Here is a 16,707-nt window from a genome sequence, read left to right as displayed (position 1 = left end):
CGCCCCTTTCTGATCGATTTCGCTCCGGTATACATGGACTGAAGATTGTAATGAGCCAGTACAGCAGCAGCTCCAGTGAATATTTGGATATCCGGCCGCTGTGATCTCCAGATTTTTGAATGAGACCGTTTTAGTGATTTAAATTTCTAGTTATTCTTCGTAAAATCTTGTCCCAGCCACTGAATACTCAGCTTCGCTAACGTTCCGTCAGCCTTCAATTCTTTGATCGCCTGGTCCAGCTTATCCGACAGCTCCTGCTCGTCTTTGCGCAGCACGAAGAGTACATCTGAATGAGTCAGCGCATCGCCCACGGTCTTCAGCTTGTCACCATTCGGCATATCGTTAAGCGCGAAATCCGTAGTAATGGTTGCGGCTACCCGGCCGGTCAGGATCTGATTCGTTCTGTCATTGGAAGGAGCGTTGGAGTAGACAATTTCGATGGCGTCCTTATTCTTCTTGTTATATTCCTGGAGAATATAAGCTTCATTGCTTGTTGCTGACGTAATGACTTTCTTGCCTTTCAGATCGTCGATGGATTTGATGTCTGTATTGGTCTTAGGAACAACAACTTTATTGAGGAAGATGCTGTAAGGCTCCTTATTGAACAAATACTTCGCCTCACGCTCAGGGTTCTTCTCCATTTGATGGGCAACAAAGTCAATCTTCTTCGTCTCAAGGCTTAGCAGCAGACTGGAGAAATCCATCGTCTGGAACTCAAATTCATACTCGGGCAGCCGCTTATCCAGCTCTTTGACCAGCTCCACATCGTATCCGGTCAGCTTCCCGTTCTCGTCAATAAAGCACACGTTAGTGAACTGCGTCCCTGTGCCCACAATAATCTTCTTCACTGCCGGTCCGTTCGCGGCTTTAACTGTTGCGCTAGGAGTCTCCTCCTTGGGAGCCCCGCAGCCCGCTATCATAGCAACCAATAATCCTAATGCCGTCAAAAAAGCTAATTTTCTCTTCATCTTTCACCCTCCGAATATACTGTTTTATTTTATTCACACAATTCCAATTAAGTTAGTGTGAATTATGTTGAGGATTACTTTACACCTGTAGTTAAAAGTCGTCAATGCTTCCGATTATAGGGTTTTTCTATAAGAATATAGAAGAAACAAAACTGCCGGCTCAGACGGCTGGAAGGTGTATGAAGTGAGGCTAAAATAGAAACCAAGCATTGAAAGCGAAAGGTGGTGAGGAGGCATCAAGAAAAGGCTGGCTCAACGTCTGAGCCAGCCCTTGTTCCTATAAATTTTGTTCGTGCCGGGTTCTGGATTGACAATTCATGCATGCCGGGTTTCTCCCAGCAATTTTATGCAACATGAATATTTGGCGGCTGGACATATGTTCCCGGCTGCCCCTGTGGACTTATCCCGTGACTGCGCTGCGCTATTTCAGCAGCTCCTCCACCGTCTCTTCCCAGCGGGTGACCACGGCCTCCGGCTCATGGAGGACAATCTGGACGCCGCTTCGGATCTCGGCGTATTTGGCCGTGTCAGCCTTGACGGAGACCACCTGAGCCTCAAAGCGCTGCCTGGGATGCTTCGCTCCGGCAAGCTCTGCCAGCGGGCGGAGCTGCAGCCGGGTGTAGAATGCTTTTCCCGCATAGAATGCAGCTAGGGTTGCCTTCCCAGTGCGCAGCATATTGCCGGTTGTAGCTGTCCCGGGCCATAAGCCAAGCCTCAGCATATTCCGCGAGACGGCAGCAACTTCACCCACGCTGATCATCGCGGTATGGGGCCAGCCGTCTTCGCTGACAGTCATCAGCACCAGGGCCTCCTGCTGCTTGCTGCTTAAATTCTGCCCGCTCAGCAGCTCGTATAATTCAGGTGTGAGTTCCGTGTCTGTCATTTGTACTCCTCCTTAGTCCATGGTTTATTATCGCTTCACGAACTGGTAATATTCACCTTAGTATAGTCCATGATGGGAGTGAAGCATGTGAGCAAATATCAAAAGCTGGCTATTGCGGTTATGCTCGGGATACCTGCTGTATTCACGGTGATTAGTCTGATCACTGGCCGGTGGGGGTTTCTTCTGTTCAGCCTGCCGCCGAGTCTCGTAGCGGGTCTAACCGGCTACTTCGCCGCCAAGCGCGCGGCCAGCCAAGAGTCCACCATGAAATAACCGCCTAAATAACAAAGACATGCGCAAGTTTCCCCGGCATGTCTTTATTATTTAGGCCTCTATTTACGAATTGTTCCGTTGCCATCCTCCATGAAAGGCTTGTTCACAAAGTAGTACATGAAGCCCATCAGCAGAACGCCACCGACCAGGTTCCCGAGTGTGACCGGAATCAGGTTGTTCACCACTCCCGCCATGGAGATGGTTCCAGGATGGTTCAGCACCAATGCAATCGCGAAGGTGCACATATTGGCGATACTGTGCTCATAGCCTGAGATGAAGAAACAGAATACAAACAGCACCATGGCGAACATTTTGGCCCCGTCACTGCTGAGTGACATCGGGATGAAGAACGCCAGGCAGACCAGCCAGTTACATAGTATGGCGCGGAAGAACAGCTCCATCGTAGGGGCATGCATTTTGTACTCAACCACACTTAACAGAAATCCGTTCACAGAAGAGCTGTCGAATAGACCGGTAAGATAGATCAGCAGGGCAAAAGCGCAGGCGCCGAGTATATTTCCCAGATAGCTGGACCCCCACAGCTTCAGCACTTCAGTCCATCTCAGCTTTTTGCGCAGCGCTCCATATGTATAATAGAACGTGTTGCCCGTGAACAGGTCCCCGCCCCCGTATGCAATCAATATAATCGCAGCTGGGAAGGTAATCGCCGCCATCGGGTAAGTCAGCGGGGATTTCTCCATATAGAAGAAGTTGCCTGTCTTAAAGGCCACTATAACCCCGAATCCAATGAACATGCTTGCCAGCATGGCTCTAGCAATATAGCGAATCCAGCTCTGCTTAAAAATCTTGTACTTCTTGAGCGCCAGCTCTTCCACTTTTAATAACGATTCCGTCTCCAATATTGATTCCTCCCATAACCATGGATGTATATTCCAGATCACCCGTTTCCCGTACTATAACACAAGTTGCTGATTTTGAAACCTGTCAGATTTTCTTGAAAAAAGTCACTTTTAATCTTGCATTTTCATACCGCTCATGCATAATATAAGTATAAGGATTTGGTGATAATGATTCTCATTATTATCTATTGAACTATTTTGATACAAAGGGGTAAAGTCCATGAGAACAGCCGCAGCACAGAGCACACAGCGAATTGATGAGTACCTGGATCTTCTCAATCTGGCGAACAGCCTCGGCGACCAGAAATGGCAGAAAGAAATCATCCGCAAGCTTTCCTATATGTACGAATCCAAGAAGACACAATAGATTCCATGAAGTCCCCAGCCGCAGTCCTCTGACTGGCTAGGGTTCTAATATAGAATCTGCAATTATATAGCAGCATATCAGGAAATGTCCCTTCACACCGCTGTCCGGTATTCTACCCGGAGGCGGTGTTTTTCATGCTGGCTGCCCTAAGTGGTGTCTGTCTTCTAGCGTTGGGGTTGGGGTTGGCTTTTGCTTTTGCTTTTGCTTTTGCTTTTGCTTTTGCTTTTGCTTTTGCTTTTGCTTTTGCTTTTGCTTTTGCTTTTGCGGTTGCGGTTGCTTTTGACTTCTGTCTTCTTGCTTATGACTTCCAGCTTCTGTCTTCTAGCTTCTGGCTTTTTGTCATCCATCCTCCAGGTGTTCGGATACTCAGCTAGGCAGTATAGCTCACGAGCGGAACCCTCACCTTAGAGCTTAAAGTAATCCTAGGATAGGCCAATAAGCCGGGTGACTCTACACAGAAGGCTCCCCAGCTTTCATTGCCCAACACAGAAATTAACGCCCTCTCGATCAGCTTCTTAGCCACTTGTCGAAGAAATCCTGATAGCCCTGCTTCATTACCCTGCTTGAGAACTTCTCGAAGGCGTAGCTCCGGTTCTCTTCAGATACCTGATAAGACGCGCCAGCCGCCATATTAACGAGCTCGAACCAGTTCTCCTCATTCCCGGCAAAGGCATGCCTGGCATGGATATGGCCGTAGCAGGGATGCTCCGGCTTGACGACGATTTTGCCCATGGCCATGGCCTCGGTCAGCGGCATCGCGAACGTGTCGAATTTGGAACTGCTCCAATACACTTTGGACGAATTCATCAAGGCGAACACCTCGTTCTGGGACAAGGCGAACTGCAGCTTGATGTTGGACGGAAGGTCGTATTTCTTCATGCTCTCCCGGTACCGTTCCCCACCGAACACCATGAATACTTCCTTGTCCGGATTCTGCCGCGCGTATTCAACTACAAGATCAGGCCGCCGGTTCTCCTCGTCCCTGCCAATCCACATAATCCGGTTGTCTACGACCTGTGAAGGGTCATAGTGCTTCTCAGCCAGGGCTTCGTTGAAGCCGATCGGGATCACTGTAACATCATGAATTCCGAAGTTGCGCCCCATCTCCCGCTTCAGGAAGTCCGTCTGGACAATCGCTTTGTCCACAATAGAGTAGAATGGCTTCATCATCTCGTATCCGGTCAGTGCGGGGTCTGGGAAGCTGTGCGGGAACAGCACGCTGTTCTTCAGGAACATCTTCAGGAAGGTGAACCCCGACACCGTATAGATCACATGGTCAATCTTCTGCTCATAGATCTGATCGAGAACTAGATCATAGTTGACCAGATCCCCCTTCTCGTGCTCATAACCCGGGAGCCAGTCATGCCCGCTGACATGCCGTTCCGGAGAGATAAATACAATATCCACACCGAGCTCTCTTCCAATCTGACGCAGCCTGTCCGCGAATACGCGCGGCCCTTGGGCTTCAGTGAATTGGATTTTGCGCATAACCAGTCCGACCTTCTTCATTCTCCCACCGCCTTCTCAATATGATTGCTGATGTCCATGCCGCCCCCGCTGTCTGTCAAGCCGAGCAGGCTCATACACTGCACCAGACTGTCCGCCGTCTCTCTCCACTGCGCGTGTAATTGTTCAGCAGGCCATACGGCCTCCTTTTGCCCAAGGTCCTTATAGATCAGCAGCAGCATCCAGACGGAGTATACTGCCGCGAAGAAGGCGTACTCTTCTCTCAACCGTTCTCTATCCAGAAGCTTGCCGTTCTTGGCCGACTCGGCCGCATACTCATTTAGAACCCTAGTCCGGGTTGAAGGACTGATCTGTCTGGGAAAAAGCGGATGGGACATGTCCAACAGGTGATACAGATCCCAGTGGATTGTATTAAGATGCGCATGCTCCCAGTCCAGCACAACCACCTTCTCGCCGGATTTGGCATAGTTCCCTAAGTGCAGATCGCCATGCGAAAGCACCTGGGAAGCTGCGTAAGGGGAACCTTCCCCCATGGCGGCCAGATCCCGGATGGCTTCAAGCAGCCTGGCCGCGGCCCTGGCGGGAATAGGCAGCTCTGCAAGCAGAGCTGCCGCCTGCTTCTCACACGAGACAATCTCGGTGGCAGCAAGCTCAATCCGCGGCTTGTGTCCAGTAACCGGTGTCTGCGCAGGCAGCCGCTCCACGGGAATAGCATGCCACCTGGCCATAACCTGTGTAACTTCTAGGATCGGCTCCCATTCAAAAGCATGATTTAGCTTACCCAAATCTTCGAATATCGCCCAGCTTGTCTCTTCGTTAGTGCGTGACTCCGCCAGTATCTTCGGATAAACGTCCGGAATTAAAGGCAGAATATGCGCATAGACCCAGCTTTCCCGGCCTTCCTGTCCGGCATGGGTTACCGGCTTGAAGATATAGCTTTGCTGCGGGGATACGTAGAATCGTTCCACGAACCTTCCGTTCATTCCCTTATATAGAGTCTCACGTGCATAGATGCGGCAATCATCCAGCCTTCCATCAGACGTGACCGCTTCGGTTAAATTATCCATTAGCATCCTCATATGCCGGCTGGCCATGGCATTCCATGGGTACCAGACCGTTAATAATACTCTATTATCTCAAAGCTTGCTGCGCTTGTACACTCAACACGAGCGAGATTCTCGGCGGAGATGATGGGGTATAACCTTTCATAGGAGCTTAACCCAAGAATATGTGAATACGACCAAGGAGGTTACAGAATGAATCTCAAAGGAAAAGGGTGCCTGATTCCGATTATAGGGGTCGCTGCGGTACTGGTAATTATCGTGATCTTCATGATCGGCAATTATAATAAATATGTGACTGCCGAGGAGAACGTGGATCAGAAATGGAGCCGGATTGAGACGGACCTCCAGCGTAGGTATGATCTGATTCCGAACCTGGTGAGTACGGTAAAAGGATTTGCCAAGCATGAGAAGGACGTGATCAAGCAGGTCACGGATGCCCGGGCTGCGCTCGGCGGCGCCCGCACAGCGGAGGAGAAGGCTGCCGCGAATGATCAGCTGCAAGGTGCCTTGGGCCGCCTTTTGGTGGTGGTGGAGAACTATCCGACACTCAAGTCTGATGCTCACTTCACCCAGCTGATGGACGAGCTGGCTGGAACCGAGAACCGGATTGCTGTGGCAAGAGGAGATTATAACGACTCAGTCGCCCAGTATAATACGATGATCAAGCGATTCCCCGGCCGACTGATTGCCGGTGTGATGGGCTTTGATTCGAAGGAATATTTCAAGACAACAACCGAGTCCAGACAGAATCCGCAGGTGGACTTCAATACAGACGAGTCAACCTCGTACCTCTTTGGCGAAAGCCGCTCTAGCATAGCGGCTGCAGGTACGCGGGCATGAATGGGCCTGTGAAGCGGCCCGTCTGCCGGGAAGTCTCCGGCAGCGGGGGTACGCTGCGGGCGGGCGGCCGGGTGCTGGGCGGCAGACCGGGCGGCGTAATGAAGGCTGACCGCCGGAGTGAGCCGGGGGCTGGCCGCCGGGTAACGGTCCGGGCGGGAGGGCAGGTTGTGCCCGGAAGAGACGGCCAAAGCGCATGGCTGGCGGCAGCCGGGGACGTACCGCGAGCGAGCAACTCGCTTGCGTCGCGGGCGGCAGGCCGGGCGCTGGGCGGCAGCCCGGGCTCGCCGCGGTCTGGGCGGCGAGCGGTCTGCGGCTACCAGGGCGGCTGCCGCTTGCCTGCCGCGCTGACCGCTGCGCTGCTCCTGCTGCTTCTGCTGCTTGGAAGCGCGGCCCCTGTCTCTGCAGCCCTGGACATTCCTTCGCCAGTCGGCGATATCTATGTCCAGGACTTTGAGGGGCTGCTCTCCGCCGACCAGAAGGCGGAGCTGAACAAGCTGGGCCGCGCGCTCGAGGATGCGACCAAGGCCCAGGTGGCGGTGCTTACCGTACCCACTCTCGGCGGAGCCGATGTGGAGCAGTACGGGAACCAGGCTTTGCGCAAGTATGCGCTGGGGAACAAAGAGCTGAACAACGGGGTATTGTTCCTGCTCTCCATGGGAGAGCGTCAGGCCAGGATCGAAGTTGGCTACGGTCTGGAAGGAGCCATTCCTGACGGTAAGGCGGGACGTATTCTCGATACGACGGCCATTCCATATCTGAATGAGAATAAGCCGGACCAGGCGATTGTCCAGACCTATAGAGCCCTATACAATGAAGTCGCCGCGGAATATGGCGTTCAGGATAAGCTGAATCCCGAGTCTGTTGTGCTGCCGGAATCAGGCGCTGCCGCCGGTCAGGACGGTGGAGGCGGGATTTCGATCATCTGGATAATCGTTATCGTCGCCCTGCTCGCCGCGGATTTCATCTTCTTCCGCGGCGCCATCACCATGACCCTGCTCTCCATGATGGGACGCGGGGGCGGTGGCGGATGGGGCGGCGGAGGCCGCGGCGGTCCTGGTGGCGGGGGCTTCCGCGGCGGCGGGGGCGGTTCATCTGGCGGTGGCGGCGCAAGCCGAAGGTTCTGATACGCGAACAACTCCGGCACTCGCTCCAAGCGGTCCCGGATAGACTTGAGGTAAGCGAGTACGATACTCATCTCGCTTGTCCGCCCCTCTTAGTAGAGAGAGAGTCTGAAATCTAACGTAATGTTATGGACCAAGAACACCCGACAGGGTGTTTTTTGTATTCTTAAGCCTCTCTTAACACTAATTTTATTCTTTGTAATACCTCAATACTTGGATTATAGGAGCCTTCAAGCTTGTTCAAAGTCAAGCGGGCAGGTTAATGTAAATTATAACCATTAGGAAGTCGAATTTTACACGAGAGGGGTTATATATTGAGATTCAGAGCCATCAAAAAAACATTCACCTGCCTGCTGGCCATCATGCTGCTGGTCATGACCGCCCTGCCCCAAGCCCAACCTGTCTATGCCAGCGGCCTGGATATTACAGGAACCGGGAACGGATGGCTGACCATCTATCCCAAGAATGGCCAATTTGACTACATTGGCGATCAGCAGACCGGAAGCGGCAGTGTAGCTCAGGATATCGTTGGCGATGCGGATCACCCTCCTTTTTACGTCAACTATGACTCCGCTGCGGGTGAGATCGGCTATCGTATCCGGGTGAACAATCTGGATGGCACCCAGAAAGACAAGTTTGGCAGCTTTGCTTTTGTAGGTGTGGATGCTAATCAGGATGGGGGCATCGACTTTTTCCTGGGCGCATACAACCCGACGAACAATAACGGCAGAATCGGCATCTATTATGCCGACCCCAACAAGACGAACATGTCGCCGAGCACGACAGGGATTATCAATCCCCCAACAAAATCTTACGCTCCTGTCGCCAACGAGAACTTCTCTTTGTTGCAGGCTGCCGGAAGCAGCTTTTCGGGAGATGCTGATTTTTTCGTGACTTTCAAAATTAAAGTTGCAGACATTAACACCGCCATGGCGGGTAAGGGAATTAACGTGACAGCTTCCTCCCCTCTGCAATATATTATCGGGACGGCGGCCCAGGATAATTCCTTCAACCAGGACATCGGAGGCACGAAGGGCATTAGCACTAATGATGCAACCACATGGAGAGAACTTGGCGTCTACTCGCCTCCCGTTACGGTGACGGGAGAGATTCTGAATGCGGCACCGATCGCGGTGAACGATACATTGACTGTAGCCGAGAACACGCCCGGAAGTGTGATCGTTACGGACAACGATACAGATGCCGAGAATGGACTCGATCCTTCAACCGTGGCCATCAAGACCCAGCCGCAGCACGGCACGGCGACCCCGGACTCCAGCGGCAAGGTGACCTATACTCCGAACCCCGGGTACAGCGGCAGCGATAGCTTCACCTATACCGTCAAGGATACGAACGGCGCGGAGTCCAGTCCCGCTACGGTAACTGTGACGGTGACGGCCGCGCCAGTTAACACAGTGCCGAATGCGGTGAACGATACGCTAACCGCAGCCGAGAACACACCTGGAAGTGTGATCGTTACGGCCAACGATACGGATGCCGAGAATGGACTCGATCCTTCGACCGTGACCATCAAGACCCAGCCGCAGCACGGCACGGCGACCCCGGACTCCAGCGGCAAGGTGACCTATACTCCGAACCCTGGGTACAGCGGCAGCGACAGCTTCACTTATACTGTCAAAGATACGAACGGGGCGGAGTCTAGCCCCGCTACGGTAACTGTGACGGTGACCGCAGCCGGCATACCTCTCGCTCAACCTCAGCTTGTGGAGCTGGATGAGGGAAGCGAAGGGGTTAAGATCACGCTCGCTGGCACCGATGACGGTACGAATGATGAATTGATCTACAACATTTCTGATCAGCCAGCTAAGGGTACCCTGCTCCGCCAAGGCAGCAATCTCTATCTGTACACACCGGCTTCCGAGTTCACGTCGGGCACAGATAGCTTCAGCTTCACGGTAACCGATGAGAATGGCAAGACAAGCCTCCCGGCCAAGGTGACTATTCGAATGAACAAAGCACTGAATGGCTGGGTCGGCAGCAAGCAGGAAGGCGACCCGGCTTTGGTCAAAGCGGTACCCGGCCATCCGCTGAAGCTATCCGCGGTCAGCTCGCTGGCCGCGCAGGAAGTTAAGGCCAAAGTCGCTGATGAGACCGTGAGCCTAGTGTTGGTTAATCCAGGCACCTTCCTGGAAGACGGCTACAAACGGTGGGAGAATTCCAGCTATATACTCACCGCCCCGCTGGCGGCGGGCTCTTATACCGCAGAATTCCACGCATTCCAGTCCGACAGCACACCGCTGGGCGCCGAGACCCGTCTGGCCGATAATCACTTTCAGGTGCTGGCTTATTCACTGGCCCTGAAGGCCGTGCCGGATCGGATCGTTGGTGACGGACGCTCGACAACTGAACTGACCGCCGTGCTGACGGACAATGAAGGCAATCCCGTACCGGACACCGAGGTAGTGTTCTCTGTGCCGTCAGGTCTAGGCACTTTTGTGGGAGACACTTCTGTTCTGACCGATGCTCAAGGCCGGGCGTCAATAACCTACCGCTCCTCGAATCTCTCTTCCAACAAGGAGCAGAAGGTGCGGGTTGAAGCAGGGGCGCTGGATCTTGACAAGGGAATTTCGGCCAAGGATCATATTCAGGTGACTTTTCAGCCGGCTGTGATCAGCGGAATCATCACCCGGGGCGCTCTCAATGAGAAGGTTGCTGGCGCTAAAGTTCGGGTAACACTCGATTTGAATGGCGACGATGTGATTACTCCGGGAGAAGACTTCGATGAGACCGTAGTGACGGGAGCTGACGGTGCCTATTCATTAGCGGTGCCACAAGGCGATGCCGTGTATACCATCCGTGTGACGCAGAACGTCAACATAGGCGGCGTATCCACACCGGTAACCTATACCCAGACCGCTGTCGTCGGCAATGTTAGCGGAACCGGACAAGAGAGCTATGACTCCACGAAGACAGCAACTGGCATTATTCTGTTGAAGCAGCCGAATGGCGGTGCCAAATTGATTAGCGGAGACCTCGTACAGAAGACGAAGGTCTACCTGAGAAATGCGGCAACAGGACTCTACATTATGGAGAATGGATCGCCGAAGGCTTTCGCAGCACAGCCCAACGGCGTGTTCAACGCCGAGGGCCTAGGAATCGGAACATATACGATGGAGATTCGTTATGAGATCGAGCCTGGACAGGAGATTATAGTCCAGAAGAGTGAAGTACACGTAACCGATAACGGGCAAATGAACATCTCGGAGGAGCTCGTTGACCCGTACGGGGATATTACGAACAGTGTGACCGGCGCACCGGTAGAGGGGGCAAAAGTTATGCTGTACTATGCAGCTACGGCGCGCAACGGCAGCAAAGGCGGACAGCCTGTATTACTGCCCGCCATTCCGGGATTTGAGCCCAACGATAACGCGAGTCCCGAGCAGCTCAGTGACGCGAACGGAATGTACGCCTATATGGTCTACCCCCATACGGATTATTATCTGGTTGTGACCAAGTCAGGATACGAGACATATACCAGTCCGATCATTCCGGTGGAGCTGGAGATCGTCCGTCATGACATCTCGCTAAAGCCGATATCAACGCCTGTGCCGAACAATCCTGCTCCAAATAACACTGCACCTGTCAACACGACCATTTCCCCGGTAGTGACGGTCAGTCTTGATAAGAATCTGATTAAGGAAGGCGAGAACTCGGTAATTACGGTTAACTACAGCCAGACCGGGAACGGAACGCTGACGGGCGGGATGGTTACCCTGACTCTGCCTGAAGGGGCGGTCGTTGTGCAAGCCGATGGTGGAACCATTGCAGGCAATACGGTGACCTGGCCAGTTGGCACACTCGGACCCAACCAAGGCGGAACGCACCGGATCGTGGTGCAATGGCCTATGCTCAGCAAGGCCGAGCAGGAATACGACCTAAGAGCCGCATTGAATAGCGGCAGTCAGACTCAGCCTGCTACAGCGGCGGCTTCCGCCAAGCTGAAGCTGTATTCGGACCGCTATGGCGAACTGAAGCATCAGCGCTATATTCTGGGCTATCCTGATACCGAATTTAAGCCAGCCAAAAGTCTGACCCGGGCTGAACTGGCAGCTATTGTTGCCCGGCTTACCGAGAATCCGGTTCAGAGCGGCAATTCATCATATAGCGATGTGCCAAGCAGCCACTGGGCAGCAGACTATATTACCACCGCCACCAAGCAAGGTTATTTCAGCGGTTATGCGGACGGTACCTTCCGTCCGGAAGCGCCGGTGACACGCGGAGAAATTGCTACCGTCATGGCTAAATTTCTCAAGATTGATCTTGCCCAGGCGGTACGGGTTCATTTCACTGATCTCAAGGGCCACTGGGCATCAACGGCCATCGAGCACCTCTATAACGGAAAGTTCTTGTCGGGTTATCCGAATGGAACCTTCAAGCCAGACATAAATATCAAACGGGCCGAGGCTGTGACAATGATCAACCGGATGCTGTACCGCGGACCGCTCTCCGGGCTTAAGCCTCAGTTTCCGGATGTGCCTGCCACGCATTGGGGGTTTGGAGACATCCAGGAGGCAACACAGTCTCATGAATCGAACCGCAAGGACGGCGGAGAGATCTGGGTACAGACGCTAAGCGATAATGTAAAATAGGATCTCTACCGATAAATTTCAGAACTAATAGATTTCAGACTGTAAGACACCTAACCGGGCCGGCAAGGGAGTGATCCTTGCCGGTCCGGTTTTTGGGCTGGGCTGGTATTTATTTTGCACAATAGGTATTCTGGCCGGTAACCATCCCACCATCCACATGCTAACCGCGGGGTGCCCACAGAATGATGGACGCCCCAATCATACAGACAGCCGCGCCAATCCAGTCATATATATCGGGATTCCGGCGGTCAACCAGACTCAAGAGCCCCTGCCAGCCTCGGTATTCATACTCTTGGCTCCATCGTTATTCAGTAATAGTAATGTTATGATAACTGTAATAGTAGGACAACACTTAGGGAGAATTCCAGTGACTGTATCCAAGCAGAGCAACGAGGCTAGGGGGATCTCAACCCTCTCTCAAGAGACAGGACTCGTAATTAGCCTTGTTCAGTCCTATACTGGTAGTATTCTAATACAGCCTATGTAGATTTCTTGTGTAGTTCGTTATATATAGTTATATCATTCATACAACGTAGAGTAAGGGAGTGCGCCAATGTCGTTACCCGAAATGAAGGAGCAGGAGCTTACAATCAGGACCCAGCCCGCAAGCGGCAGAGAAGCTGTCTTCTTCTATACCGCCCTATGCGGCACCTGCCAGCTGGGCGAACGGATGCTGGAGATTGTGCAGGCGGCCGACCCATCTATCCAGATTGGCAAAATCAACATCAACTACGCCCCCGTGCTGCGGGAGCGGTGGAGGATCGCAAGCGTGCCTTGTCTGGTTCTGCTTGAAGCTGGAGAGCCTATCCAGTTCGAGTATGCGATGCAGTCCGTGGATCATCTATACAAGCTCTTGCAGCAGCATTTCCTTACCCGGTAGAAAGGATCCTACAATGACTTTTCAGCTGACTCAGCGAATAATCAAATTGCTATGCGGACCGCAATCCTTTGAGCAGGGAGAGGCTTATCACGCCGGAAGACGGGTCGCCTTTCAGAACTACGATCCTGAATCCGGGAGCTTCACGGCCGCTGTCCATGGCAAAATCAGCTATGACGTACAAGTGAACATTGACAGCAACAGCGATGTGGAGGCCACATGCACCTGTCCTGCTTATTATTCCAGCTTCCAGTACTGTAAGCATATTGCGGCTGTCCTGTTGAGTATCCACCAGACCGAGCACAGCGGATACTCTACGGTTCGCCCTATGCTTCCTGGCGGCAATGTGAATCCTGGAAAGGCGGAGGAATCCGGGCAGAAGAAGCCTCTGCGCGAGTATCATTTCGAAGGCTCCGAGCATTTCAGACCCTCCAGCTCTCCCTATGAGGAGAGGGATTCCCGGCTCGCTGGTGAGCTGCTCGGATTGTTCCGGGATAAGCCCGCGCGTCCCAGCGCCACTCGTCTGTTCGATTCGAGAGCGCAGCTGGATGTGGAGTTCATCTGCCGTCCTTTTGCCTATAGTCACAATAAATATATGTTCGGAATCGAGATGAAGATCGGCTCAAAGAGACTCTATATCGTTCAGAAAATCCGGGACTTCCTGGAACGCATTGAGCGGCAGGATTCGGTAATGTTCTCCAAGCATTTCAGCTATGTCCCCGAGCTGCACAGCTTCAGCCCCGAGAATGATGCTGTAATCCGGCAGATCATCCGCATCTATCAGCATGAACGAATGTACCGGGAGACCTTGACCAGCTATCCGGCTCATACGAACAGGTCCAGTGGGGAACGCATAATGCCTGTACCTCCTTCCTTCTGGGAGGACCTGTATCCCCTGCTTACCGCCATTCCTTCCGTGAAGGTCATTCAAGAGGAACGCACATATGAGGGAATACGCCTGTCCGATGAAGGACTGCCTCTGCGGTTCGAGTTCGACCAAGCGGGCAGCGAGGGCTACCAACTGGACATTCAAGGCCTTGATGAGCTTACCGTGCTTGAATCCTATGGCCTTGTCCTCACGGAAGGCAGGCTGCTGAAGCTGCCGGGCGAACGCTGCAAGCGGCTTCTTGAACTGAAAACAATGCTGGACTCCTCGCATGAATCCCGGATTCTAATCTCTACGCAGCAGATGGAACCTTTCATGGAGAGAGTTGTTCCAGGTCTGATGAAGCTCGGAGAGGTCCATATTGCGGAAGCCGTATCGGACCGGATCATGAAGACCGCGCTCTCAGCGAGGCTGTATCTTGACCGGATCAGAGACAAGCTGCTTGCGGGGCTTGAATTCCAGTATGGCGACATTGTCATTAACCCGCTGGAGACGGGGGGCTCGCAGCGTGGAGAAGGCCGCATTCTTATGCGCGATGGCGAGAAAGAGCGGCAGATCATGGAGCTTATGGAGCAGAGCGCGTTCGCGAAGAGCGACAGCGGTTATTTCATGGAGGACGAGGACGGGGAATATGAATTCCTCTATCACATTGTTCCACAGCTGGAGAAGCTTGTGGATGTATTCGCTACTTCCGCCGTCAAAGTCAGAATCATGGCCGCTCCCACCCCGCCCAAAATTCGAGCCGATATTGATGAACGTACCGATTGGCTGGAGTTCCGCTTTGAGATGGAGGGAATTCCCGAATCGGAGATACGGAATCTGCTGAAGACACTGGGCGAGAAGCGCAAGTATTACCGGATGCCTAACGGGTCCCTCATGCCGCTCGAAAGTGAGGAGTTCCAGCAAATTGTAAGGCTGATCAATGAAGTGGGCATCCGCCTCGCCGATATTGAAGGAGCCCAGGCTCGTGTGCCGGCTGTCCGCGGTCTCCATCTGCTGGACGGACATGAGCAGCGCAGCTCGCTGATCCTGGGCAAGTCCTTCCGGCGCCTCCTTGAGAACATGCGTAATCCAGACAATCTGGAGTTCCCGGTTCCAGCCACGCTGGATACAGTTCTTCGGGATTACCAGAAATACGGTTACCAGTGGATGAAGACGCTCGCCCATTATCATTTCGGCGGAATCCTTGCCGATGATATGGGACTTGGCAAGACGCTGCAGGCGATTGCCTTCATCGTCTCGGTGCTGCCCGAGGCCAGAAGCCAGGGGCTGCCGATCCTTGTTGTGGCTCCCGCCTCGCTTGTCTATAACTGGCGGAATGAACTTGGCAAATTCGCGCCAGAAGTGCGGGCGGTCATCGCCGACGGAAGTCCCAGCGAGCGAAGCCGGCTGCTCCGCCGAAGCTCTTCGGCTGAGGTCATCATCACTTCCTATCCCCTTCTTCGAAAGGATAAGGAGCTGTATGCAGCGGAGCCGTTCCATACCTTGATTATGGACGAGGCCCAGGCGTTCAAGAATCATGGAACGCTTACGGCGCAGTCTGTTAAGTCAATTGAAGCCAAGTACCGGTTCGCCCTGACCGGGACACCTGTCGAGAATGGGCTGGAGGAGCTGTGGTCCATCTTCAATGCCGTGTTCCCGGCCCTGTTCCCGAACCGGCAGGCATTCAATGATCTTCCGCGGGAGACCATTGCCAGACGGGTCCGTCCTTTCCTGCTAAGACGCCTGAAGTCCGATGTTCTGAAGGAGCTGCCTGAGAAGATCGAGACTGTGCAGGCCTCTGAACTGCTGCCTGAGCAGAAGAAGCTGTATGCCGCTTATCTCGCCGAGCTGCAGGCGGAGACCCTTAAGCATCTCAAGGAGGATGATCTGCAGAAGCACCGGATCAAGATCCTCGCCGGGCTAACCCGGCTGCGGCAGCTCTGCTGCCATCCCGCCCTGTTCGTTGAAGGATATACGGGGAGCTCCGCCAAGTTCGAGCAGCTGCTGGAGATTATCGATGACTGCCGCAGCGCGGGCAAACGCATGCTGATCTTCTCCCAGTTCACTCAGATGCTGAGCCTCATCCGGCGGGAGCTTGGGTATCAGGGAGTGCCGCATTTCTACCTGGACGGCCAGACTCCGGGCGCCGAACGGGTTGAGCTGTGCAGCCGGTTCAATGAGGGCGAAGGGGATCTGTTCCTGATCTCCCTCAAGGCCGGAGGAACCGGGCTGAACCTGACAGGCGCGGACACCGTCATTCTGTATGACCTCTGGTGGAATCCCGCGGTTGAGCAGCAGGCCGCTGACCGGGCGCACCGGATCGGTCAGAAGAACGTCGTGCAGGTGATCCGCCTGGTCACCGAAGGAACGGTAGAGGACAAGATGTATGAGCTTCAGCAGAGGAAGAAGAACCTGATCGAGGAAGTCATACAGCCGGGGCAGGAGTCATTGTCCTCCCTCTCCGAGCAGGATATCCGGGAGATTCTGAACATAGAGCTGTAGGTTATTA

General features: G+C 53.5%; 13 protein-coding genes and 1 pseudogene. 8 read left to right on the top strand and 6 right to left on the bottom strand.

All coding sequences use genetic code 11. The features are described from left to right. Positions 1-146: 146 nt before the first annotated feature. Entirely contained in the window at positions 147-968 is an 822-nt protein-coding gene (locus tag LDO05_RS01860) for a transporter substrate-binding domain-containing protein (RefSeq protein WP_251377224.1), read from the bottom strand. A gap of 421 nt (positions 969-1,389) precedes the next feature. Then, the gene (locus LDO05_RS01855; protein WP_251377223.1) at positions 1,390-1,851 is read right to left on the bottom strand and encodes a pyridoxamine 5'-phosphate oxidase family protein; all 462 of its coding nucleotides are present in this window, start codon (positions 1,849-1,851) and stop codon (positions 1,390-1,392) included. 87 nt (positions 1,852-1,938) lie between these two features. Between LDO05_RS01855 and LDO05_RS01850 the strand changes: the two genes are divergently transcribed. Then, positions 1,939-2,124, top strand: coding sequence for a hypothetical protein (locus tag LDO05_RS01850; RefSeq protein WP_251377222.1), 186 nt, complete (start codon positions 1,939-1,941; stop codon positions 2,122-2,124). 59 nt (positions 2,125-2,183) lie between these two features. Here LDO05_RS01850 and LDO05_RS01845 read toward each other — a convergent pair whose 3' ends face one another. After that, positions 2,184-2,984, bottom strand: a complete 801-nt coding sequence (locus LDO05_RS01845) for a formate/nitrite transporter family protein (RefSeq protein WP_251377221.1) — start codon at positions 2,982-2,984, stop codon at positions 2,184-2,186. A 220-nt stretch (positions 2,985-3,204) separates the two neighbouring features. On the opposite strand from LDO05_RS01845, the gene LDO05_RS01840 reads away from it, so the two are divergent. Beyond that, on the top strand, positions 3,205-3,351 hold the full coding sequence (locus LDO05_RS01840; protein ID WP_251377220.1) for a hypothetical protein: 147 nt from the start codon (positions 3,205-3,207) through the stop codon (positions 3,349-3,351). Positions 3,352-3,485: 134 nt separating this feature from the next. After that, on the top strand, positions 3,486-3,725 hold the full coding sequence (locus LDO05_RS01835) for a hypothetical protein (protein WP_251377219.1): 240 nt from the start codon (positions 3,486-3,488) through the stop codon (positions 3,723-3,725). Positions 3,726-3,858: 133 nt separating this feature from the next. On the opposite strand, the gene LDO05_RS01830 is transcribed toward LDO05_RS01835, so the two are convergent. Together LDO05_RS01830 and LDO05_RS01825 are read right to left on the bottom strand one after the other, a co-directional pair. Beyond that, complete coding sequence (locus tag LDO05_RS01830) at positions 3,859-4,860, bottom strand: glycosyltransferase (protein WP_251377218.1); 1,002 nt, start codon at positions 4,858-4,860, stop codon at positions 3,859-3,861. Next, a complete protein-coding gene (locus LDO05_RS01825; protein ID WP_251377217.1) occupies positions 4,857-5,885 on the bottom strand; it encodes a phosphotransferase in 1,029 nt (342 codons plus the stop codon). Before LDO05_RS01825 ends, LDO05_RS01830 begins: the two co-directional genes overlap by 4 nt. Before the next feature lie 189 nt (positions 5,886-6,074). Between LDO05_RS01825 and LDO05_RS01820 the strand changes: the two genes are divergently transcribed. From LDO05_RS01820 to LDO05_RS01810, 3 genes are all read left to right on the top strand, one after another. Beyond that, entirely contained in the window at positions 6,075-6,722 is a 648-nt protein-coding gene (locus LDO05_RS01820) for a LemA family protein (protein WP_251377198.1), read from the top strand. Continuing rightward, positions 6,719-7,846 carry a TPM domain-containing protein gene (locus tag LDO05_RS01815; protein WP_251377186.1) on the top strand — a complete coding sequence of 376 codons (1,128 nt, stop codon included), beginning with the start codon at positions 6,719-6,721 and terminating at the stop codon, positions 7,844-7,846. Before LDO05_RS01820 ends, LDO05_RS01815 begins: the two co-directional genes overlap by 4 nt. A 311-nt stretch (positions 7,847-8,157) precedes the next feature. Continuing rightward, positions 8,158-12,453 (top strand): Ig-like domain-containing protein, encoded by a 4,296-nt coding sequence (locus LDO05_RS01810; protein ID WP_251377185.1) that lies wholly within the window; start codon positions 8,158-8,160, stop codon positions 12,451-12,453. 160 nt (positions 12,454-12,613) lie between these two features. Here the strand turns inward: LDO05_RS01810 and LDO05_RS01805 are convergent. Further along, positions 12,614-12,709: pseudogene (locus LDO05_RS01805) on the bottom strand (YnfA family protein); the annotation flags it as partial. Between the two features lie 297 nt (positions 12,710-13,006). Between LDO05_RS01805 and LDO05_RS01800 the strand changes: the two are divergent. Next, on the top strand, positions 13,007-13,333 hold the full coding sequence (locus LDO05_RS01800; RefSeq protein ID WP_251377184.1) for a thioredoxin family protein: 327 nt from the start codon (positions 13,007-13,009) through the stop codon (positions 13,331-13,333). A 13-nt stretch (positions 13,334-13,346) separates the two neighbouring features. Then, positions 13,347-16,700, top strand: coding sequence for a DEAD/DEAH box helicase (locus tag LDO05_RS01795; RefSeq protein ID WP_251377183.1), 3,354 nt, complete (start codon positions 13,347-13,349; stop codon positions 16,698-16,700). The last annotated feature ends 7 nt before the right edge of the window (positions 16,701-16,707 follow it).

The sequence above is a fragment of the Paenibacillus sp. YPG26 genome (assembly GCF_023704175.1).
In the GTDB taxonomy this organism is placed as follows: Bacteria; Bacillota; Bacilli; order Paenibacillales; family Paenibacillaceae; genus Fontibacillus.
The sequence above is the reverse complement of the archived record's forward strand: the minus strand, read 5'-3'. Positions and strand labels throughout refer to the sequence as shown.